The sequence below is a fragment of the Paenibacillus fonticola DSM 21315 genome (genome assembly GCF_000381905.1).
In the GTDB taxonomy this organism is placed as follows: Bacteria; Bacillota; Bacilli; order Paenibacillales; family Paenibacillaceae; genus Fontibacillus; species Fontibacillus fonticola.
In genome coordinates this window covers 63763-83371 of sequence record NZ_KB907252.1, presented here as the reverse complement: position 1 = coordinate 83371, position 19609 = coordinate 63763, and the positions used below count along the sequence as shown (strand labels likewise).

Annotated in this window: 22 protein-coding genes; 21 read left to right on the top strand and 1 reads right to left on the bottom strand. The window is 47.0% G+C overall.

Features of this window, described 5'->3' with window-relative positions:
• Positions 1-324 precede the first annotated feature (324 nt).
• The 3 genes from G358_RS34520 to G358_RS0109775 all read left to right on the top strand — a co-directional run bounded on the left by G358_RS34520 (position 325) and on the right by G358_RS0109775 (position 1688).
• A complete protein-coding gene (locus G358_RS34520) occupies positions 325-597 on the top strand; it encodes a macro domain-containing protein (protein WP_420836053.1) in 273 nt (90 codons plus the stop codon).
• A gap of 438 nt (positions 598-1035) precedes the next feature.
• The gene (locus G358_RS0109780; protein WP_420836054.1) at positions 1036-1302 is read left to right on the top strand and encodes a helix-turn-helix transcriptional regulator; all 267 of its coding nucleotides are present in this window, start codon (positions 1036-1038) and stop codon (positions 1300-1302) included.
• The gene (locus G358_RS0109775) at positions 1299-1688 is read left to right on the top strand and encodes a hypothetical protein (RefSeq protein WP_019637034.1); all 390 of its coding nucleotides are present in this window, start codon (positions 1299-1301) and stop codon (positions 1686-1688) included. Before G358_RS0109780 ends, G358_RS0109775 begins: the two co-directional genes overlap by 4 nt.
• Before the next feature lie 109 nt (positions 1689-1797).
• On the opposite strand, the gene G358_RS0109770 is transcribed toward G358_RS0109775, so the two are convergent.
• A complete protein-coding gene (locus G358_RS0109770) occupies positions 1798-2310 on the bottom strand; it encodes a DUF3231 family protein (RefSeq protein ID WP_019637033.1) in 513 nt (170 codons plus the stop codon).
• A gap of 246 nt (positions 2311-2556) precedes the next feature.
• On the opposite strand from G358_RS0109770, the gene G358_RS0109765 reads away from it, so the two are divergent.
• The 18 genes from G358_RS0109765 to G358_RS0109680 all read left to right on the top strand — a co-directional run bounded on the left by G358_RS0109765 (position 2557) and on the right by G358_RS0109680 (position 19587).
• A complete protein-coding gene (locus G358_RS0109765; protein WP_019637032.1) occupies positions 2557-3309 on the top strand; it encodes a GntR family transcriptional regulator in 753 nt (250 codons plus the stop codon).
• A gap of 222 nt (positions 3310-3531) precedes the next feature.
• A complete protein-coding gene (locus tag G358_RS0109760; protein WP_019637031.1) occupies positions 3532-4323 on the top strand; it encodes an SDR family oxidoreductase in 792 nt (263 codons plus the stop codon).
• Between the two features lie 97 nt (positions 4324-4420).
• A complete protein-coding gene (locus tag G358_RS0109755; RefSeq protein WP_019637030.1) occupies positions 4421-4837 on the top strand; it encodes a PTS sugar transporter subunit IIA in 417 nt (138 codons plus the stop codon).
• Positions 4834-5328, top strand: coding sequence for a PTS sugar transporter subunit IIB (locus G358_RS0109750; protein WP_019637029.1), 495 nt, complete (start codon positions 4834-4836; stop codon positions 5326-5328). The genes G358_RS0109755 and G358_RS0109750 overlap by 4 nt, the downstream gene beginning before the upstream one ends.
• Positions 5329-5331: 3 nt before the next feature.
• Complete coding sequence (locus G358_RS0109745; RefSeq protein WP_019637028.1) at positions 5332-6081, top strand: PTS mannose/fructose/sorbose/N-acetylgalactosamine transporter subunit IIC; 750 nt, start codon at positions 5332-5334, stop codon at positions 6079-6081.
• Positions 6082-6085: 4 nt separating this feature from the next.
• A complete protein-coding gene (locus G358_RS0109740) occupies positions 6086-6937 on the top strand; it encodes a PTS system mannose/fructose/sorbose family transporter subunit IID (RefSeq protein ID WP_019637027.1) in 852 nt (283 codons plus the stop codon).
• Between the two features lie 75 nt (positions 6938-7012).
• Positions 7013-8179 (top strand): mannitol dehydrogenase family protein, encoded by a 1167-nt coding sequence (locus tag G358_RS0109735; protein WP_240480002.1) that lies wholly within the window; start codon positions 7013-7015, stop codon positions 8177-8179.
• Positions 8180-8185: 6 nt separating this feature from the next.
• Positions 8186-8830, top strand: a complete 645-nt coding sequence (gene dhaL, locus G358_RS0109730) for a dihydroxyacetone kinase subunit DhaL (protein WP_019637025.1) — start codon at positions 8186-8188, stop codon at positions 8828-8830.
• 12 nt (positions 8831-8842) lie between these two features.
• Positions 8843-9841 (top strand): dihydroxyacetone kinase subunit DhaK, encoded by a 999-nt coding sequence (locus G358_RS0109725; RefSeq protein WP_019637024.1) that lies wholly within the window; start codon positions 8843-8845, stop codon positions 9839-9841.
• 23 nt (positions 9842-9864) lie between these two features.
• Positions 9865-10500, top strand: a complete 636-nt coding sequence (gene hxlA, locus G358_RS0109720; RefSeq protein WP_019637023.1) for a 3-hexulose-6-phosphate synthase — start codon at positions 9865-9867, stop codon at positions 10498-10500.
• Between the two features lie 15 nt (positions 10501-10515).
• The gene (gene hxlB / locus G358_RS0109715; RefSeq protein WP_019637022.1) at positions 10516-11079 is read left to right on the top strand and encodes a 6-phospho-3-hexuloisomerase; all 564 of its coding nucleotides are present in this window, start codon (positions 10516-10518) and stop codon (positions 11077-11079) included.
• A gap of 299 nt (positions 11080-11378) precedes the next feature.
• Positions 11379-12176, top strand: a complete 798-nt coding sequence (locus G358_RS0109710) for a CPBP family intramembrane glutamic endopeptidase (RefSeq protein WP_019637021.1) — start codon at positions 11379-11381, stop codon at positions 12174-12176.
• A 240-nt stretch (positions 12177-12416) separates the two neighbouring features.
• Positions 12417-12584: a hypothetical protein gene (locus G358_RS29810; protein WP_019637020.1), complete on the top strand. Its 168-nt coding sequence runs from the start codon at positions 12417-12419 to the stop codon at positions 12582-12584.
• Between the two features lie 18 nt (positions 12585-12602).
• On the top strand, positions 12603-13268 hold the full coding sequence (locus G358_RS0109700) for a TcaA NTF2-like domain-containing protein (protein ID WP_019637019.1): 666 nt from the start codon (positions 12603-12605) through the stop codon (positions 13266-13268).
• 945 nt (positions 13269-14213) lie between these two features.
• Positions 14214-15218, top strand: a complete 1005-nt coding sequence (locus G358_RS0109695; RefSeq protein WP_019637018.1) for a LacI family DNA-binding transcriptional regulator — start codon at positions 14214-14216, stop codon at positions 15216-15218.
• Between the two features lie 320 nt (positions 15219-15538).
• Positions 15539-16951: an ABC transporter substrate-binding protein gene (locus G358_RS0109690; protein WP_019637017.1), complete on the top strand. Its 1413-nt coding sequence runs from the start codon at positions 15539-15541 to the stop codon at positions 16949-16951.
• Between the two features lie 461 nt (positions 16952-17412).
• The gene (locus tag G358_RS0109685) at positions 17413-18495 is read left to right on the top strand and encodes a carbohydrate ABC transporter permease (protein WP_019637016.1); all 1083 of its coding nucleotides are present in this window, start codon (positions 17413-17415) and stop codon (positions 18493-18495) included.
• Positions 18496-19587 carry a carbohydrate ABC transporter permease gene (locus tag G358_RS0109680; RefSeq protein WP_019637015.1) on the top strand — a complete coding sequence of 364 codons (1092 nt, stop codon included), beginning with the start codon at positions 18496-18498 and terminating at the stop codon, positions 19585-19587.
• The last annotated feature ends 22 nt before the right edge of the window (positions 19588-19609 follow it).

Sequence of the window (19609 nt, the reverse complement as noted above, 5' to 3'; positions counted from 1 at the left end):
CAGTCACTCCTTTGGAACGCAATGACAGTAGTAAGTAAATATAAGTTAAAAGCATATTGTAGAATATGTTGGTGTTAGGATGACCGTTCCGAAAAGAGAATAAAATGGACGAAATAGTAGAATGCCAATTATCTGATTAACTCCGCTTGTCGGCATTTTTTACGAATGTGGGCTTTGAGTCATGCTACCTTCATAATGTGATGAAGAAGGAATTAATAAATATTATTGATTACCGTAATAAGCTAAGAACCTCATTATTATCGGATCGAAACTGTTTTGTGTGTAAAAAATGGATACTAAATATGGTTTTACTAAGGCTGTGAAATGATGATTGAGTGTAGGAATGGAAATCTGCTGAAAGCGGAAGCGGAGGCACTAGTGAACGCTGTGAACTGTGTCGGGGTTATGGGGAAGGGGATTGCTCTTCAATTTAAACAAGCCTTTCCCGATAATTTTAAAGAGTATTCAGAAGGCATGCAAGAAGAATTTAGTTATCCCCGGAAAAATGTTTACCCATTTTACAGATTCTATGTTTCCCCCAAAATACATTATCAACTTTCCAACAAAGCGTCATTGGAGAGAACAGTCAAATATTGAGGATATAAAGTTTTTGTTGAAACTATCCGAAAATATGATATTAAGTCAGTGGCAATCCCTCCTTTAGGTTGTGGTAACGGGGGATTAGCGGGTCTCACATCGAAAAAGGCGTTGAGACACTTAACAGGTATAAATAAATTACAGACACTCTAAATATGATCCCTGCCAGGTGATTAGTTGGCAGGGCGCTTTTTCTATTCAAGCTACCCCCCAAACCGATTCGCCGCATCAAACATCTTGCCGAACTCCACAGAAAGCAGGCTATTCGAGGTGATCCTATCTTTCCCGAGCGTCTCGTGATGGACTTATCCGATTTGTTATCCTCACTCATAGTACCAGTCCTCCCTTGACCCTGATATTCCCATTATAATACAGGCAGCATTTCTTATTGCTTTACAGACACTGGTGTAAAAGATATTTGACACCCAATGTGTCTTTATTTATAATGTGGGTGTAAAATATGTTTTACAACCATCAAGACCTGAAGGTGGAACTCGCATGAAAAATAAAATAAAAGAGTATCGGGAAAGGAAAAATTTTTCCCAAGGAAAGCTGGCGGAATTATGTAATGTAAGCAGGCAGACCATTAATGCAATTGAAAACAATAAATATGATCCCAGTTTGCAATTAGCTTTTGATATTGCCAAAACGTTAGGGGTGACGGTGGATCATTTATTTTCGGGTGATGGAGGGGAAGACCAATGAGTACACGTAAAATTGGCGCATTCCTATTTGGAGTGGCGACATTCATTGTAGTCGGGTTTACGATTTATAAAATGGTGACAGGTAAAGAGGTGGGCTTCAACGAGGTCGTAACTATCGGGGTGTTGTTGATGATGTTCTTCTCTACGATGACTTGGGGAAATAAAGGAGAGAAAGATGGGATCATGCCCGAGGAAGAACTGGGGCGGAGTATCGTGGAGAAAAGCTCGAAGATCAGTTACTATATTCTCACCTTTTTTATTTTGGTTGCCGTGGGTGCGGATCAAGTCGTGCATGGATCCATCAACGTGTTCTTATTAGCTGTTTTGGGATTAGCGATAATTATTTCCCCAATTGTGGAATTTTTAGTAGCCAGAAAGTATCAGTAGATGATAGATGAACTAGGTATCTGTAGAGTTACTAAAATTATAGCCCGGCGTTATGGACGCCGCCAAAATTATAAAATCCCGCTCACTGAGCAGGATTTGGATGAAGTAATTATTCGGACTCAGGTCTCTGTATTTGAAGCGGCGGAGGAATGAGCCATCCTTTTTCTTTGTTCATCTGCAAAATCTTAACTCCCAGAGCTGCCTTGGACAGATGGTATTTAGCGAACAAGGCGCCGACATCTTCTCGAATGGATTGGCCCATTACTTGGCTGCAAGCAACTAATCCAGCCGAAGTATCTATAGCAATTTTAGCAGCTATTTCAGGGTCAGTAAATCTTGCGCCTGCTGGAATGTCTTCTAGCTTGACGGGCGGTTTTTCGGGCATAATCGGAGCCGTTGGAATCCCATTATCACTGAGCAATGTATCGCACTCTTTAATTTCCTGCTTAGCTTGATCAATTAGATCATTAAGTACTTTTTTAAGCTCTTCGTCACCAGCGTGGTTTAAATATGTCTGGTAGCATGATACGGCCCCCCTGGCAGCCATTGAAGCAGCCCATATACCAAAAATTTCGCCGTAGTGTAGAGGCTCGTCTTTAGGATTTCCGCTTAAAATACCCATTGAATTCGCTCCTTTTTAATGATTTTACTTATATATCATGCCCAGAAACAAGATATTAACTCATTAAGCTCAAATTTGGCCTGATGCCGTTGTGGAGTATAATGAGAACGTTTGGAGTTATTGCGTTAAATTGATCAGCGGGGGGACCAGTCCCTGCTGAATTTTTTTGTTATTTGTACAACAAGTCATAACTGCTGTATAATGGAAGTACGGACAACGTGACATCTTAATCTGTAGGAGGACGCAATGGCGAATTCAGCGCAATATGAACTGGAGAAAAACAGTCCAATTCCCTTATACTTTCAACTAAAAGAAGATATGATCCAAAAAATCAGCGATAAAGTGTACAAAGTAAATGACAGCTTGCCTTCCGAAACTCAATTAATGACGATGTACGGAGTCAGCAGAACTACAGTGAGACAGGCGATCGATTTGCTTGTTAGCGAAGGTTATTTGGAGAAGCGGAGGGGGGTCGGAACCTTTGTAACCAAACCGAACCTTAATCTGTGGGATTTGGCCGAATTGCGCAGCTTTAATGAAGAAGCCAGCCGGCAAAACCTTGTGGCTAGAACGGAATTGCTAAGTATGAAGCGGATCAAGGCGAATGATGCTTTAAAGGGGATTTTCGGCGAGGGTCCCTCCTTGTATTACAAGCTGGAAAGACTCCGGTTTATTGAGAATGAGCCTTCCGTGCTGGTAACGACCTATGTTCCGGTTGATATTGCGCCCGACCTGGAACGGTTTAACTTTTCCGAAGTATCCTTGTTTTCAACGCTAAGAGAGTATTATGGTCTTAAAATCAGTTATGCGAACAAGACTTTCCGGGCAATTAATGCTAGCCCAGAGGATGCAAGGATGCTAAAGGTAGAGCCGGATGTCGCTATTCAACTGGTTGATACGGTTACCTATGATGACAAAGACAGAGTTATTGAATATTCCCTCTCCAGGGATAGAGGCGATCTTAATCGGTTTAAGGTGCGGTTGAGATACAAGGAATGAAGGACTATTAAAGAGTAAATGAATATAACAAGACAAAATAGGCCTGCCGCTAAATATTTTCCGTCGAGACGGTGATATTTAGGTGGCGGTTTTTTTTGTTCGTATTTTTTTGAAAGCGCTTGACAAAGATAAAAAGCAGTGCCATTATAATGATATGACATAAGGACGTCACGATGTCCTTAAAGTTTAAAGTCTGCATCATAAGGAGGCGGAATTTAGCTAATGACAGACGATTGGTTGAATATGAAAGGGAAGGTCGTCATCGTTACCGGGGGAAGCTCAGGCATTGGGGCTGAAATTGTACAAAGCCTAAGCAAAAATGGGGCGCAGGTTATTATTGCCGATATTTCGGGCAGCGCGTACGAAAACGTGGACTTTATCCAATGCGACATCACGAATCAGCTGCAGGTGGAAGAAATGATGGACAAGGTCGTAGCGAAATACACCCGGATTGACGGATTGATTAACAATGCCGGGGTCAACCGGCCTAAATTGCTGGTGGATTATTATCGCGGCGACAAGGCTCATGAGTTTGACGAGGCGGATTTTGATTTTCTGTTCAATGTTAATGTAAAAGGGGCTTTCTTCTGTGCCCAGGCGGCTGCCAGAGTGATGATCAGACAACAATGCGGTGTCGTTGTTAACATCAGCTCCGAAGCCGGCATGGAGGGATCTGTAGGCCAAAGTATTTATTCCGCCACCAAAGGCGCTCTAAATTCTTTTACCTTATCATGGGCGAAGGAACTCGGTCGCTTCAACATCCGGGTGATCGGCGTCGCTCCCGGGATCAATGAACCTACGCCAATGGGGAATCCCGAGCATGTAAAGGCATTGGCTTATACCCGAGGGATAGAGTCCGGCGACGTATCCGTTGATTATATGAAAATGATCCCTTTGGGCAGACAAGGTAAGCTGGAAGAAATTGCGGATCTGGTCACATATCTTTTGTCCGATCGTTCCAGCTATATTTCCGGCACGATCTTAAATATTACCGGTGGTAAATCTCGCGGTTAAGCAAAGAGGGTATTATATTGGTCTTTTAAGTAAGCGCTTTATCTATCAAGGGGCATCGTGCCATTGCATAAACAACCAGACTGGAAGGAGGCTGACAATGGACATTAAGCCTTGGATTATTATCATTACGCATGGAACTTTCGGCGAGGAGCTAAAAAGGAGCGCGGAGCTCATTATCGGAAAATTGGAGGATGTATACTGCTTTTCTTTATTGGAAGGGATGGAAAGTAAAGCGCTGATCGAAGAGATCGGAACCCTGCTAACCGATGCTCCGCGGGAATCTATTTTCCTGACTGATCTGTACGGTGGAACTCCATCGAATATCGGTGCTTATTTTGCGAAAAGGGACGGGTACTCCGTCATTTGCGGAGTCAATTTGCCAATGCTGATCGAGGCGGAAACGCGCAGATCGCTGGGGGAATGGGAAAGTATCGAAGACAATATTATCTCATTTGGAGCTGAAGGCATTCGGAACATCACCAAAATTATAAAAGAAAGGAGAGGATCAGCGTGATAAATGGAATCAAATTGGTTAGGGTCGACTTCAGACTCATTCATGGACAGGTCGTTACCAAATGGAGCAATACCATCACGGCCAAAACGATCATCGTTGTCAATGACGAGCTGTCCGAAGACGAGTTTATGGCGGACATTTATGTCATGGCAGCTCCTCCTGGCATCAAGGTGGAAGTGCTGTCCATCGATGCATTTGCCGAATATGCCCAGGCTGGTCAATTTGACCAGGGCAGCATTCTTGTCCTGTTTAAAAATATCGAAGATGTGCGCAGCGCGGTAGAACGAGGTGTCGCCTTTACCGTAGTGCAGATTGGCGGCCTTGGTGCAGCCGGGAATAAAACATCAGTGGTCAAAGGAATTTCCATCGACCGGTCCGATGCGGAAAATTTGATTTATCTGAAGGAGCAGGGAGTCGAGGTTTTTTTCCAGGTCACCCCGGAAGAAACCAAGCTTACGCTGGATAAAGCATTAAAAAAATTGGGGGGCTAAGCGATGGAAATGCTGGCTGTAAGTATATTTGCGGGGTTATGGTACTGGATTTGTAAAACAGATGTCGGTTACGCGATTACTCACGCGGTTCGGCAGCCTCTATTCGCCGCCCTTCCTATCGGGCTGATTATGGGCGATGTGAAGCAGGCGATGATTATCGGGGCGGCTGTTCAAATACTTTATATTGGTTTGGTTGCCGCAGGCTCCAACCTTCCAGCTGACGATTGTCTGGCTGGTCTGATCGCCATTCCGATTGCCATTCAATCGGGGCTGACGCCGGCGTTGGCGATTGCGATTGCCGTACCTGTGGGTGTCATGGGCGTGTTCGTCGATCAGCTGCGCAAGACGGTCAACGTCATGTTCGTCCATATGGCCGACAGGTATGCCGAAGAAGGGAATACCCGAAAGATTGTACTTGCTTCCGTCGTCTATCCTACTGCTTTAAGCTTTTTCTTCCGTTTTCCGATTCCGTTTTTCGCTATTATTTACGGCGCGGATGCCGTCAACTCTTTCATGAACAGCGTTCCAGAGTGGCTGATCCACGGCTTCAGTGTGGCTGGTGGTCTGCTGCCTGCTCTCGGTTTCGCACTAACCATGTTCGTCATCGGGAAAAAAGAGTTGTTTCCATGGTTTATCATTGGCTATTTCCTCGTTCAATTCAGCGGGATTCCCATTATCGGAGCGGCGATTTTCGGCTTGTGCGCAGTGCTCCTGATCACCTTTTACAACAATAAGAAAAACATGGAGGTGTAAAGAAATGACGGAAACTCACGAAATAGCAGAAACCGGCACGGAGACTGGCAAATTAATTACCGAAAAGGATGTCCGCCGAAATTGGCTCACCTATTATATGGTCGCGGAGATGGGGATTTCTTATGAGCGGCTGCAGGCGTTGGGATTTACTACGGCGATGATCCCGATTTTGAAAAAGCTGTATCCGGATCCGGAGGATCTGAAGGAAGCGTTGAAGCGGCACCTCGTCTTCTATAATACGGAGGCGGTATTCGGCTCGCCGGTTAACGGCATCGTGATCGCGATGGAAGAACAGAAGGCAAAAGGAGAACCGATCACCGATAAATCGATTACCGGCATGAAAACGGGTCTTATGGGGCCGCTTGCGGGCATCGGGGATTCCATCGACTGGGCGACGCTGAAACCGATCATTTTCGCACTCGCGGCAACGCTGTCCGCAACCGGCAGCGTCATTGGCCCATTCATTCTTTTGCTGCTGCCGCTGATTCAAATTATTGTCGGCCTCCGATTGTCAGTGTATGGGTATCGGACTGGGAAGGCATCCATCCGGGAGCTGTTGCACTCAGGACGGATCAAGGAGTTGATCGTTGGCGCGAGTACGCTTGGCCTGTTCATGATGGGGGCGCTCTCATCCACCTACGTTAAACTCAGCACTCCACTGACGATCGATTTTGGTAACGGCAACGAACCGTTCGTATTGCAGAACATTATTGACGGGATTGTTCCTGGCTTGCTGCCTCTTTTGGCTGTGTTGGGTCTGTACTGGTGGCTGAATAAGAAAAATCAGAATTTTACGGTCATTATGCTGGCCATCATTGCGACTAGTATCATCGGTGCGGTAACAGGCATTTTTTAAAAACAAGCCTTGTTATGGCCATGGACACCAACAACGAAAGAGCCACATGAAAAGAGGGGATTGGCTTTGAAAGCGGTGCATTTTGGAGCCGGAAGCATCGGAAGAGGTTTTATCGGCGATTTACTGCATGAGTCGGGATACGAAATCACATTTGTTGATGTCGATCCTGCAATCATCACACAGATCAATCAGGATAAAGCTTACGATCTGTACCTGATTGAACAAAATTATGCCAAGAAGACGATTGAGCGGGTTCGTGCCGTTTCTTCCCTTACTCAGGAACAAGAGACCGTGGCGGCGCTGGCAGATGCGGACATCATTACCACTTCGGTCTGGGCCGACAATCTGCCAAGAATAGCTCCGGTCCTCCTGAAAGGACTGCGAGCCAGACGGGATGCGGGCAAAGCTAAGGTGAATATTCTCGCGTGTGAGAACGCCATGTTTAACTCTGATATTTTACGGGAGAGCATACTGGAGCTGGAAGGCAGCCTTTCCGCGGCAGAGCTGGCGGAAGTCGCCGCCTTTCCGAATACGGCTGTTGACCGGCTGGTGCTGGAGGATGAGCGGGAAGGCAAGGCCGTCATTAACATTGGCCAAGATTATGAACTGGTCATCGAACAAAACAAGCTAGCACAGCCGGGAAGTATCCCGATTCGGAATGCGGTGTACACCGGCCATTTGCAAAAATATTTGGAGCGGAAATTATATATTATCAATTGCGGCCATGCCTGGGCGGGTTATATCGGCCATATATACGGCTATGAGATGATGCAGGATGTGTTCCATCATGATGCCTTGGTGCAGGAAGTGCGGGAGACAATGCTGGAGTCGGCGAGGCTGCTTGTGCGGAAGTACGGCTTTTCCATGCGGGAACTTACCGAATATGTCGACTTTGCGATCTCCCGCTTTCAAACGCCGGGGATTGCCGATACCATCAATCGGGTATGCCGGTCGCCGATCCGTAAGCTGCATACCGACGACCGGCTGGTGGGGCCCTGCCTGCAATGCGAGGAATACGGGCTGGAGAACGACCAGTTGCTGAAGGGCATCGCCGCAGCATTTCAATTTCGTAATGCGGAGGACAGCCAATGTGAACAATTGCGGCTGTTTATAGCCGAGCATGGCATCGGTACGGCGATAACGAATTTTACCGGGATTCCGGCGGAGACTCGTTTGTATGGGGCAATTTTGCAGCATTATGAAGAGCTGTCCCGGATAAAACAGCAGCATGAGAAGGGATGAGCGAATATGGAATTTACGAACCTAAAGGGCAGTGCAGTCGTAACGGCGATTATTGAGGCTGTCTGCGCCAATCGGGATTATTTGAGTCAAATAGATGCTGCATTAGGGGACGGCGATCATGGCATCAACATGAGCAAGGGCTTCTTCATCGCAGGCGAGGAGTTAAGCATGCGTGACGCTGATATGAGCGAAGGTTTTCTTACGATCGGCAAAGTGCTGGTCGGCAAAATCGGAGGTTCGATGGGCCCCTTGTATGGCAGCTTTTTTATAGGGTTGGCTGCGGCGTCCAAAGCGGAGACCGTTATTAACGCGACGGTCATGCTGAACATGCTGAAGAAAGCATATGAGCAGACCGCTCTTTTAACAAGCGCTTCGGTAGGGGACAAAACGTTGATCGATGTGCTGGATCCTGCGGTGAAGGCTTACGAGGAAGCCGCGGTCAGAGGCGGCAATTTGGAGGCTTGCCTCAGTCATATGCTGGCCGCGGCGAAGGAGGGGCTCGAAGGGACGAAGGCGATGGCGGCCAAAGTTGGCCGCGGCAGCCGTCTCGGAGACCGCGCAATCGGACATCAGGACGCGGGAGCGACTTCCTGTTATATCATTCTGGAGGCAATGGCCGAGGCTTCTCTCCGGCTGGCCAAAGCCGGTTAAGGAGGGTGTCAAATGCAGCGATTTGTGAACAATCCTGATTTTATTGTGGACGATATGCTAAAAGGGTATGTCAAAGCCCATGGTGATACGGTTACACTGTCAGACCGCAATGATCGTGTGGTGAAAAGGGTTCAAGCGCCGGTAGAGGGGAAGGTAGGCATTGTTGCGGGTGGCGGCAGCGGACATGAGCCGGCTTTTCTCGGTTATGTCGGGGAAGGGCTGGTGGATGCAGCCGCGATTGGCGAAGTTTTTGCTTCTCCGCCGGCCCAGTCGTTTTTGGATGCGATGGTCGAGGCCGATTCCGGCAAAGGGGTCGCCTGCTTGTTCGGCAATTATGCCGGTGACAACATGAACGTCAAGATGGCAGTGCAGCTCGCGGAAGACGAGGGGATTACCGTAAAGTATGTGACCGCAACGGATGATATGGCTTCATCGCCGCCGGAAACCCGGGAAAAACGACACGGCATAGCCGGAGGCCTGTTCATGTGGAAGGCTGGAGGGGCGCGGGCGGCGATGGGCGGATCGCTGGATGAAGTGATCGCTTCTGCGCAAAAAGCCGTCGACAACACTCGAAGTATTTGTGTAGGGCTTGGCTCCTGCACGATTCCGGCGGTTGGCTCGCCCAATTTCTCCATTGAGGAAGGGAAGATGGAGTTCGGAATCGGCCATCACGGCGAGCCGGGAATTCGGGTGGAGCAGTTGGGGACGGCAAATGAAATCGCCGCAGAAATGACCGAAGCCATCCTGCAAGATTTTGACTTCAGCGAATCGGAGAACTTGGCCGTTATGCTCTCCGGTTTGGGCGCGACGCCGCTAATGGAACTGTATGTGCTTTATGACAAAGTGGCAGAGATATTGGCAGGACAGGGCCACCGGATCGATCGCACGTATATCGGGAATTACGTTACGTCCTTGGATATGAATGGCGTGTCACTGACGATCGTGCGCCTAGACGAAGAATTGAAGGAGCTCTTGGACTATCCGGGACAATGCCCAGCCGTCAAATACTGACTTATGGAGAGGAGACAGGAAAGATGAAACTGCAACTGGCTTTGGATGAAATGAAACTGGAGGAAGCGTTGGAGTTTGCCGAAAAGGTGAAAGACTATGTTGATATTATAGAAATTGGCACCCCATTCGTGATCGCCGAAGGCATGAACGCGGTAAGAGCGTTCAAGGAGCGCTTTCCAGACAAGGAAATTTTGTCCGATGAAAAAATTATGGACGGTGGCTTCTTTGAATCCAAGCTGGCCTTTGATGCCGGGGCCGAATACGTGACGGCGCTTGGGGTCACCGACGCGCTGACGATCAAAGCCTGCCTGAAGGCGGCGCACGAGTTCGGCAAACAACTGGTGGTCGATATGATCTGCGTGGACAATTTGCCGGACAAGATCCGGGAGCTGGAGGAACTAGGTGTTCATGTCTTGGCCGTCCATACGGGCGCCGATCAGCAGGCGGCCGGCAGACAGCCGATTGACGATCTGAAGGTGATGAAGGCACATGCCAAGTCGGCCCAAATCGCTGTTGCCGGCGGCATTAACAGCAGCACGATCGACAAATATGTTGCGCTTGATCCCGACATCATTATCGTAGGAACGGGAATCACCCATGCAGAGGACCCGGTCAAAGAAGCACGGCTGATTAAAGAAGCGATGGAGCGGAGAGCTTGAAGGGGGAGAACAGTAATGAAACCTTGCAGTAACTTGCTGGCGATACTGGAAGAGCTTGCGGAGGACGCGAAGCTGGTCGACGGCGGAGAGGTTGAAGCGGTCAAGGACCTGATCGTCAAGGCCGAGCGGGTGTTCGTGGCGGGAGCGGGCCGTTCCGGCTTCGCCGCCAGGGGATTTGCCAATCGTCTAATGCATTTGGGATACAGCGCATATTTTGTTGGAGAACCGACAACACCGTCCATTCAGCAGGGCGATCTGCTGATCATCGGCTCGGGCTCCGGCGAGACGGGAAGCTTGAAGGTGATGGCGCAAAAGGCGCTCGATCAGGGGGCAATGCTGGCTACCTTAACGATTTTCCCAGCGAATACTATCGGTTCCATTGCTTCGGCCTACATCAAAATTCCCGGCGTCACCTCCAAGGTAGAGAAGGAAGCAGGCAAAGAGACGTCCATTCAGACCAAGGGTTCTTCCTTCGAGCAGCTAAGCTGGCTGATCTATGACAGCATCATTATTGATTTGAAGCGGGAGACCGGTCAAACCGATGCCGATATGTTCGCCCGGCATGCCAATCTGGAGTAATAGAGATTTAGCTTTAGGGTAGTGAATAAGCAGCTGCACATGCACCGTCAGGGATATTTCCCTGACGGTTTTTGAGCTTCATCTCCCCGTCGTTTGTTGCTGAAAGCCTTGTTGTTTCATAGTTGTAAAAAAACGGGCCATCCATCGCCATTTGTGCTTTAATGAAACTAGCGATTATGGAACGGGAGGTGACCTTATTGTCATTGAATCTGTTAGCCCATTCCTTGCCATTTGGTGATAAAAATAACGTCCATCCATTACAATTTAATATATACTTCAAAACGTGAGGTGAAGAAATCGTGAATGACAAAAAAATCATAGTACAATTTACAATGCTGACATTTTGCATAGCTTTTCTTATGTCAGGTGCTTTGATTGCCCTTGGCCAATTGGGATATTCGGTTCAATCTTCGGTTCAAGAATCGTTACGGAACTTAGGGATGAATATTCCTTTTGCAATCTATATTTTGTCGCCCGCTATTTCTTCATTTATCGTTCTGAAGAAAAATAATAAAATAGCAGATTTTAAGGAATGGTTGAAAACTGTTTTTTACGCCAAAAACAACATATGTCTTTATTTGTTCGTTGTTGCAGTTCTTGCGCTGTATTTTTTCATACATATTGCAGTTTCAGGCCGCACCGAAATGGTACTTCCATTATATATGTTCTTCCTTGCCTTGCCTGGCAATCTTATTATCGGTGGCTTGGAGGAAGCTGGCTGGACGTATATATTGCAGCCCGGGCTTAACAAAAAATATGGTTTTGTTTTATCTTCTATATATGTTGGAATCATTTGGCTTTTGTGGCACATCCCTCTCTTCTTTATTCCAGGGACAGGTCAATATGAGGGCCTTATTGGCTTTGGGATGTTTGCAGTTCAAATCATTGCGTTTCGGTTTTTATACGGAGCAATCTACAAAATATCAGGCAAAGGCCATGTGTTTATGTGCGTATTATGCCACACCATGTTCAATGCGGCAACCTACGCCTTTGGCATCCTGCCTACGACTTGGGCTAGAACCATTGCCGCAAATATTGTGATTGTTTTTGTTTCAATCGTAACCGTTGTGATATACGACAAAAAGGAAAGGGCATAAGGACACAAGATGTGTCACATCATGCATTACCTTACCAGGGACTTTTCAATATTTTTAACAATTCCATTTAAATAGTATGGATGAGTATAAAGGTTGATCCTAATAAAATAGATGAGTTATCTCGCAAACCAAACGTTCGGTGAATTCGTTGAAAGAGAGGAGTGGAATGTCTATCAATCCATATCCCAGCTTGTCCGCGAGACGTAGAGCCAATATCCTGAGTTGTATGGCAGGAATGAATTGAATGAGATAGAACGCCTGATTCGGGAAATTCAGAAGCAAGCAGAAGCCATTTCGGTGGGTCTTCGAGACAAAGCGAAGGTACTCACAGAGGCGGCGGCACGCTATCGAAAAGATGAGGAAACAGCAAAAGCCAGTACGAAAAAGCAAGAAATTGAAACTAACTAGGTAAATATAGGGGGATAAATGATTTTAAGAATTCGATATCTTGCAATAATATTATTCATTATCAGTATGTGTACTGGATGTTTTCGGAGTGAAATGAATACTTCCATGCCGAAAACGGAAGAGCGGAGTAAGGAAGTGGATAGTGAAGAGCTTAAAATAAAAGATACGAGTTCCAATATTAGCGTGGAGACTCAACAGAACTTTGACCAACAGGAATCGGTTGAAGACACTTTAAATAGAAATGATACTGATTTAAGTGATGAAGAACTAGATATACTGTATGGTGCTGCTAAAGATGATAGCTATTACCCAGAAATGCTTTTGGATGCTTATCAATCCGCAATAGAAGAAGCGATTAACGAGAGTGATTTCTCTATAGTGGCAAAATATCTCGTTAAGGACAGTGAGTTCTATCGTGAACAGCAGGAATATGTAGCAGATCAGTATACACGAGGGGCGGTACATACCTTTATTTCATGGGAGTTTGAAGATTTTGAAATGGTAGCCCCCGATTATATCGAGAACAAGCTGTATGTGAAAGAGAATTTTGCTGTGAAATATCCAGTACAGGACGAGATTATTGAAGAGCTAGGTTACTGGGTATACACCATTATTTATAACGAGGACGAGGAGCAGTGGCAGATTAGCCGTAGAGAAGCTTGGATAAATCATGCTGAAAGATGACTGACATGAGGTCATACGAAAGAATAAAAGGAGGCTCTCCTCTTTGTGAGTATATCTGAATCACCAAGTTCCGCGCCAGCAGAATAGCGCTGGCTGCTTGATGCTTCTCGAACGGTTAACCTGATCGGTTTGGTCATCGATTTTATATAAACAACTTACAATGCTGCAGTTGCAATCTGCAGAAAAAAAAATGAGCCAGCCCCCCAGTAAACGATGAAACGAAGCTGCTTTTGCCATTTAAGGTGTTTTTTGTTAGATTTAATTTGCGTCCGCTGGAAAAGGAATACAATCCTCATGACCTTGTTCTATTGGGGTTCTAATGAACTGTTCGAGCGGGCCGATTGGTTGACCGGAGAAGCCTGATTGGTTAGTGAATTATACATGGGTTGTAGCTGAGATTGAAGCATAGGTTCACCTAGAATGAACGGCAACTAATAAATGGATTTATAGTAGTTAATTTCTATTGAAAAAGAAGGAAAGTAAATTTAAATGGATTTCATGTCATTAAAAGAAGGGAAATGGCCAATCATGGCTTGGGTTCTTGATTTTAAGTACATCAAATCCGTCTAATCACCTGAAACATTCGTTTAGAGCATAATTAGATACATTGAATCCATTTAGTGAACGTCATTGTAAATGTATCTTAATGTACAGAAGCATAGTATACAACACTAGTAACATGTACAATCAACTAGCTAAATAAATAACGAGTTCACACGATAAATAGGGAGCTTGTTATTTATTTATTTATTTATTTATTTATTTATTTATTTATTTATTTATTTATTTAGCTGGTCAGATGCTAATGGACAATCCTTCAACATAATACAAACCAGATAGCGGTTCTACACCCCTTTTGAAAGCGCTTCAAAAAGTTCTTGTCAAAACAAAAAGGGCTTGCTATAATGGCCTTGAAAAGCTTTTCAAAAAAGGAAGTAGACGAAGATGAAACCTACAATTCGGGATGTTGCCAAGATAGCTGGTGTATCCATCAGCACGGTATCCCGTGTTATGAACACACCAGATACCGTGATTGAGAGTAAACGAAGGCGCGTATTGGATGCGATCGAGGAGCTGCGGTATCAGCCGAACTCTTTTGCACGGGGCCTGATTTACAAAAAGTCATTTACGCTGGGCCTGCTGATCCCTGATATCGAGAACATTTACTATTCCGGCATCATTCGGGGAGTGCAGGATGCTTGCATCAAGCTCGGCTACAGTCTCATGATTTGCAATACAGACCGCGACAAGGATCGCCTGCTGTCCTACATCGACGCGTTTCATGAGAAGCAGGTGGATGGCATCGTTTTTGCCAGTGACATTATTTTTCCGGAGTATTACGAGAAGCTGGCCGGAAGCCGGATCCCGTTTGTACTTGTCTCCTCCCACTCCTATGAATATGACATTCCGAGCGTGGAGATTGACGATAAGGCCGCGGCATATGATGCGGTCAAATACTTGATCGGGCTAGGCCACACGGACATCGGCATGATCGGCTTCAACCATGATAATTCCATATCTGGACCGCCCCGTTTCGAAGGTTTTGTGCAAGCGCTTACCGAATGCAGGCTGGAGCATAACATCGAGAAGGTCAAATATGCGAATCACCGTTTCGAGCATGCGTATGAGGCGGCCGACGAGTTGTTCACTGAGCACCCAAGTATCACCGCGCTCTTCTGCGTAGCTGACGAGTTCGCTATGGGGGCGATTTCTTATTTGAACGATCGGAACATCAGCGTTCCAGATCAAGTATCCGTTATAGGCTTCGATGACCTGCGGGTAGCAAGCATGTATATTCCGAAGCTGACAACGATTGCGCAGCCGATCTACGAGTTGGGCTATCGCGCGGCGGAGAAGGTGCATGAACTGGTTACGACGGGAAGCAACGACATTTTACGAGAAAAAATGACCCATCGGCTTATTGTACGAAATTCCTGCAGAGAAAAGTAAGTTTTACTTATTTTTCTCCCGATTTTGAAAAGCTTTTCAGAATTGGGCTCAGATCCAAGGATTTCGTAAAAATTTGAATGGGCAATCAGAGGAATGTAAACCTATGAACCCATGTAGATCATGATATGCTTAGCATAAGAAACGAAATTTGAAGCTCTTTAAGGGGGTGATCCTGGAATAGAATGATCCGTTTAGCGGGCATAAAGCGAGCAAGAAGCAAACAAGAAAAAACAAGAAAAAACAAGAAAAAACAAGAATCTAGCAAGAAGACCTGCAACCAGGGACGCAAGTTTTACTAAACTAAAGGGGATGTTCATAAAATGAAGAATGCTGTAGGACGCAAAATGTCATTGCTTCTCGTACTATTGCTGTCATTCACGATGGTGCTGAGCGCCTGTGGTGGAGGCGGCAATACGGCGAAAAATGAGCCGCCAGCGAATAATCAGACCGGAGGCAACAACCAGGGAGCGGCAAACGAAGGCAGCAGCAACGAGAATCTGTCTCCGCTGGAGCTTGCACTGAAGGGTGAGTACAAAGGGACGAAGGTATCGATGTTTGGTCCGTTCGTGGATGCTGACCAAGTGAAGTTCGAGAACAGCATTAAAGAGTTCGAGGAGAAAACCGGCATAGACATTCAATATGAAGGCTCCAAAGAATTCGAAGCGACGATCAACATCCGCGTAGACGGCGGAAATGCTCCGGATATCGCTGACTTCCCGCAGCCGGGTCTGCTGGCTTCTATCGCAAAAACGGGTAAAGTCATCGACTTAACAAACATTCTTGACCAGGACAAATTGAAAGCTAACTATAACCAAAGCTGGCTCGACATGGGGACGATGGACGGCAAAGACGGCAAAATTCTGGCCGGGATCTGGAACCGCAGCAACGTGAAGAGCTTGGTGTGGTATCCGAAGAAACAGTTTGAAGAAGCAGGTTATGAAATTCCTGAGACATGGGATGAGCTGATGGCCTTGACCGAGCAAATTGCCAAAGACGGCGACCCTGCTTGGAGCATCGGTATCGAGAGCGGTGCAGCCACAGGCTGGACGGCTACGGACTGGGTGGAGGACATCATGCTCCGCACTACAACTCCAGAGAATTACGACAAATGGGTAAACGGCGAGCTTCCGTTCACATCTCCTGAAGTGAAGCGTGCTGTAGAAATCATGTCTGACATTTGGATGAATAAAGATTATGTATACGGCGGTACGAAATCGATCGTAACTACGGCATTCGGTGACGCTCCGGGTCCAATGTTCACGGATCCTCCAAAAGCCTGGTTCCACCGTCAAGGCAACTTCATCACCAGCTTCTTCCCGGAAACGGCTAAGGTGGATGAAGACTACGACTGGTTCTACCTGCCATCCATTGATGAAGAATATGGCAAGCCAGTGCTTGTAGCGGGCGACATTTACGCGATGTTCAACGATCGTCCGGAAGTTCGCGCGGTCTTGGAATTCTTCACGACGGGCGAATCCATCAAAACTTGGGTTCAATCCGGCGGTGTAATCGCGCCAATGAACGACGCATCTCTCGACTGGTACAGTTCTGAATCCGACCGCCGCATGGCGCAGCTCGTACAAGATGCATCTACGCTCCGCTTCGACGGATCTGACCTGATGCCTGGTAAAGTTGGTGCAGGTACGTTCTGGAAAGGCATGACCGACTACGTGAGCGGTACGGCTTCCTTGGATGATGCATTGAAGCAAATTCAGTCCGGGTGGGATAACTAATCTGCAATTATCATCATTTTTCACACGTTGTTAACTGATAAAGAGGAGCACTGTGGTTCGTTTGCTAGCTGCTCCTCTTTTCTTGTCTAATCAACTTTTGATCACGAAGTAATTTAGGGTGCTAATCGGCATCGAATCTTGCACTCACCCTTGAAGAGCTTATGCTTCCGTAGTATGTTTCCTTTGGAAACATTGTAGGTGCTCATGTAGGCTTCCCCTACACTCCGCTCCTCTTAAAAGTTTTGCAAAGCAAAACTCACATCGGAAGCAAAGGCAACAGGGTTCGTGCAACCTAAAACGTTTTGAAAAAACGTGCATCGAAAGCTTAGGCTTCGGTGCTGAAAAGTTGACACTTTTGATCACGAAGTAATTCAAGGCTTACGAAGACAGTTTTGCTCCGCAAAACAAGCGTATGCTTACGAAGTTAGTTTTGCTTCGCAAAACTTATAGGGGGAGCTATTATGAGTGCTCAAGCAAAACCAAGAATTAGCATGAAAGCCGTGCTCTTTTCCTTGCTTGTACTATTGGCCAATATCGCCGTACACGGTTCCATATTTATGTTTTTCCGCGATTCGACGCTTAATCCGCTGCTGACGGCCGTATTTGCCGTGTTATGGGGAGTCTTCGGCGTCTATCTCATTTATTATACGTTTAACTGGGCAGTGGAGCAGTACCCGGAGCAAGTCCGGCGGAAAGTTCTGCCCTTTATCTTCGTCGGTCCGGCAACCCTCGTTCTGGGCTGGCTGCTTATTCTGCCTGCATTGCGGACGCTTTACCTAAGCTTCTTCAATGCTTCCTCGGATAAGTTCGTTGGTCTGGCCAACTATGCGGCTATTTTTACCGACCGCCTGCTTGCGACGGCGCTGCGCAACAACCTGCTGTGGGTGTTCGTCGGGACGCTGGCCTGCGTAAGCTTGGGTCTGCTGATTGCGATTCTGGCTGACCGCAGCAGCTACGAGAAGATCGCCAAGTCGATCATTTTCATGCCGATGGCGATATCCTTTGTGGCCGCCGGCGTCATTTGGAAGTTCGTTTACTATTATCAGCCTGGTGATGAACAAATTGGGATACTGAACGCAGTCGTTACATTTTTTGGCGGTGAGCCGCAGGCCTGGACAAGTATGCTCCAGCCATGGAATAACTTTTTCCTGATTATGATACTGATTTGGATGCAAACGGGATTTGCGATGGTTATTTTCTCCGCTGCGATCAAGGGCGTCCCTGAGGATATTTTGGAGGCGGCGCGCGTGGACGGCGCGGGTGAAGTAAAGATTTTCTTCGGCATTATGATTCCATATATCTCTACGACGATTTTGACGGTCACCACGACCATTATTGTATTCACTTTGAAAATATTTGACGTCGTCATGGTGATGACGGGAGGTCAATACGATACAGAGGTTGTTGCGACGCAGTTCTACCGGCAGTTTTTCATGTACCGCAACTTCGGTTACGGCTCCACGCTGGCTATCGTGCTGCTGATCGCGGTCTTGCCTGTAATCATTATCAATTTGCGCCAGTTCCGCAAGCAGGGGGGATTCTAAATGGTCGGCCGTAAAAAGAGAAAAGGAAACAAGACCGTAGTCAACGTCGTGCTCGGCATCATCTGCTTCATCTGGCTGCTCCCAACGCTGGGATTGTTTATCTCCTCATTCAGGCCTGCAGCGGATATTCTGCAGACCGGCTGGTGGAAGGTATTCCCGCACCAGGAATGGAAGGCCGGGGAAACGTTGCAGCTGTCCAAGGACGTCGATTTGCGCGAGCCGATCGAGGTCAATGGCAAAACCTACAGCGATGACCAGCTGAAGGCTGGGGTGAGCGAAGGCGACCACCGCTTGATATGGGAAAATCGCAGAGCCCGCACGATCAATGTGCAGGAGCGCGGCTGGGAAGTGAAGCCTAATTTTACGCTGGACAACTACAAAAACGTCCTATCCGGGAAGGAATATAAGCTGAAGCTCGGGGACGGCAGCGAAACGGTGCAAAAAGGAACCGGCTTGTCCCAGGCGTTCTGGAACACGCTGACCATCGCCGTTCCGGCGACGGTTATTCCGGTGCTGATCGCTTCGTTCGCGGCATACGCCTTTGCTTGGCTGCGATTCCCGGGCCGTAAAACGTTATTTGTCGTCATTATCGCCATGCTCGTTATTCCAATTCAGGTTGCGCTTATTCCGATCTTGAAGGATTACACGGCGCTTGGCCTAAATGGCAGCTACCTGGGTATTTGGCTAGCGCATACCGCGTTTGGTCTGCCGCTTGTGACGTACTTTATGTATAACTTCATCAGCCAGCTGCCTAAAGATTTGTTCGAGTCGGCGTTTATTGACGGCGCGAGTCATTTTACGATTTTCAGCCGGTTGATTTTGCCGCTGTCCGTGCCGGCATTGGCTTCGATTGCGATCTTCCAGTTCCTATGGGTTTGGAACGATTACCTTGTATCGCTCATTTTCATCGGTAATCAGCCGAACGTGCAGGTTATGTCCATGAAGATTGCCGATCTCGTTGGCTCACGGGGCAATGACTGGCATTTGCTGACCTCGGCCGCATTCATTTCGATGCTGATGCCGCTGACGATTTTCTTCCTGCTGCAGAAATACTTCGTCAAAGGACTCATGGGCGGATCGGTCAAGGGCTAGTCCCTGCTTGCAACAATCAACA

What these genes read in the sequence shown, in the direction of transcription:
- G358_RS34520 (WP_420836053.1), top strand. Translation starts at nt 325, where the DNA reads ATGATGATTGAGTGTAGGAATGGAAATCTGCTGAAAGCGGAAGCGGAG.
- G358_RS0109775 (WP_019637034.1), top strand. Translation starts at nt 1,299, where the DNA reads ATGAGTACACGTAAAATTGGCGCATTCCTATTTGGAGTGGCGACATTC.
- G358_RS0109770 (WP_019637033.1), bottom strand. Translation starts at nt 2,310, where the DNA reads ATGGGTATTTTAAGCGGAAATCCTAAAGACGAGCCTCTACACTACGGC.
- G358_RS0109765 (WP_019637032.1), top strand. Translation starts at nt 2,557, where the DNA reads ATGGCGAATTCAGCGCAATATGAACTGGAGAAAAACAGTCCAATTCCC.
- G358_RS0109760 (WP_019637031.1), top strand. Translation starts at nt 3,532, where the DNA reads ATGACAGACGATTGGTTGAATATGAAAGGGAAGGTCGTCATCGTTACC.
- G358_RS0109755 (WP_019637030.1), top strand. Translation starts at nt 4,421, where the DNA reads ATGGACATTAAGCCTTGGATTATTATCATTACGCATGGAACTTTCGGC.
- G358_RS0109745 (WP_019637028.1), top strand. Translation starts at nt 5,332, where the DNA reads ATGGAAATGCTGGCTGTAAGTATATTTGCGGGGTTATGGTACTGGATT.
- G358_RS0109740 (WP_019637027.1), top strand. Translation starts at nt 6,086, where the DNA reads ATGACGGAAACTCACGAAATAGCAGAAACCGGCACGGAGACTGGCAAA.
- dhaL (WP_019637025.1), top strand. Translation starts at nt 8,186, where the DNA reads ATGGAATTTACGAACCTAAAGGGCAGTGCAGTCGTAACGGCGATTATT.
- G358_RS0109725 (WP_019637024.1), top strand. Translation starts at nt 8,843, where the DNA reads ATGCAGCGATTTGTGAACAATCCTGATTTTATTGTGGACGATATGCTA.
- hxlA (WP_019637023.1), top strand. Translation starts at nt 9,865, where the DNA reads ATGAAACTGCAACTGGCTTTGGATGAAATGAAACTGGAGGAAGCGTTG.
- hxlB (WP_019637022.1), top strand. Translation starts at nt 10,516, where the DNA reads ATGAAACCTTGCAGTAACTTGCTGGCGATACTGGAAGAGCTTGCGGAG.
- G358_RS0109700 (WP_019637019.1), top strand. Translation starts at nt 12,603, where the DNA reads ATGATTTTAAGAATTCGATATCTTGCAATAATATTATTCATTATCAGT.
- G358_RS0109695 (WP_019637018.1), top strand. Translation starts at nt 14,214, where the DNA reads ATGAAACCTACAATTCGGGATGTTGCCAAGATAGCTGGTGTATCCATC.
- G358_RS0109690 (WP_019637017.1), top strand. Translation starts at nt 15,539, where the DNA reads ATGAAGAATGCTGTAGGACGCAAAATGTCATTGCTTCTCGTACTATTG.
- G358_RS0109685 (WP_019637016.1), top strand. Translation starts at nt 17,413, where the DNA reads ATGAGTGCTCAAGCAAAACCAAGAATTAGCATGAAAGCCGTGCTCTTT.
- G358_RS0109680 (WP_019637015.1), top strand. Translation starts at nt 18,496, where the DNA reads ATGGTCGGCCGTAAAAAGAGAAAAGGAAACAAGACCGTAGTCAACGTC.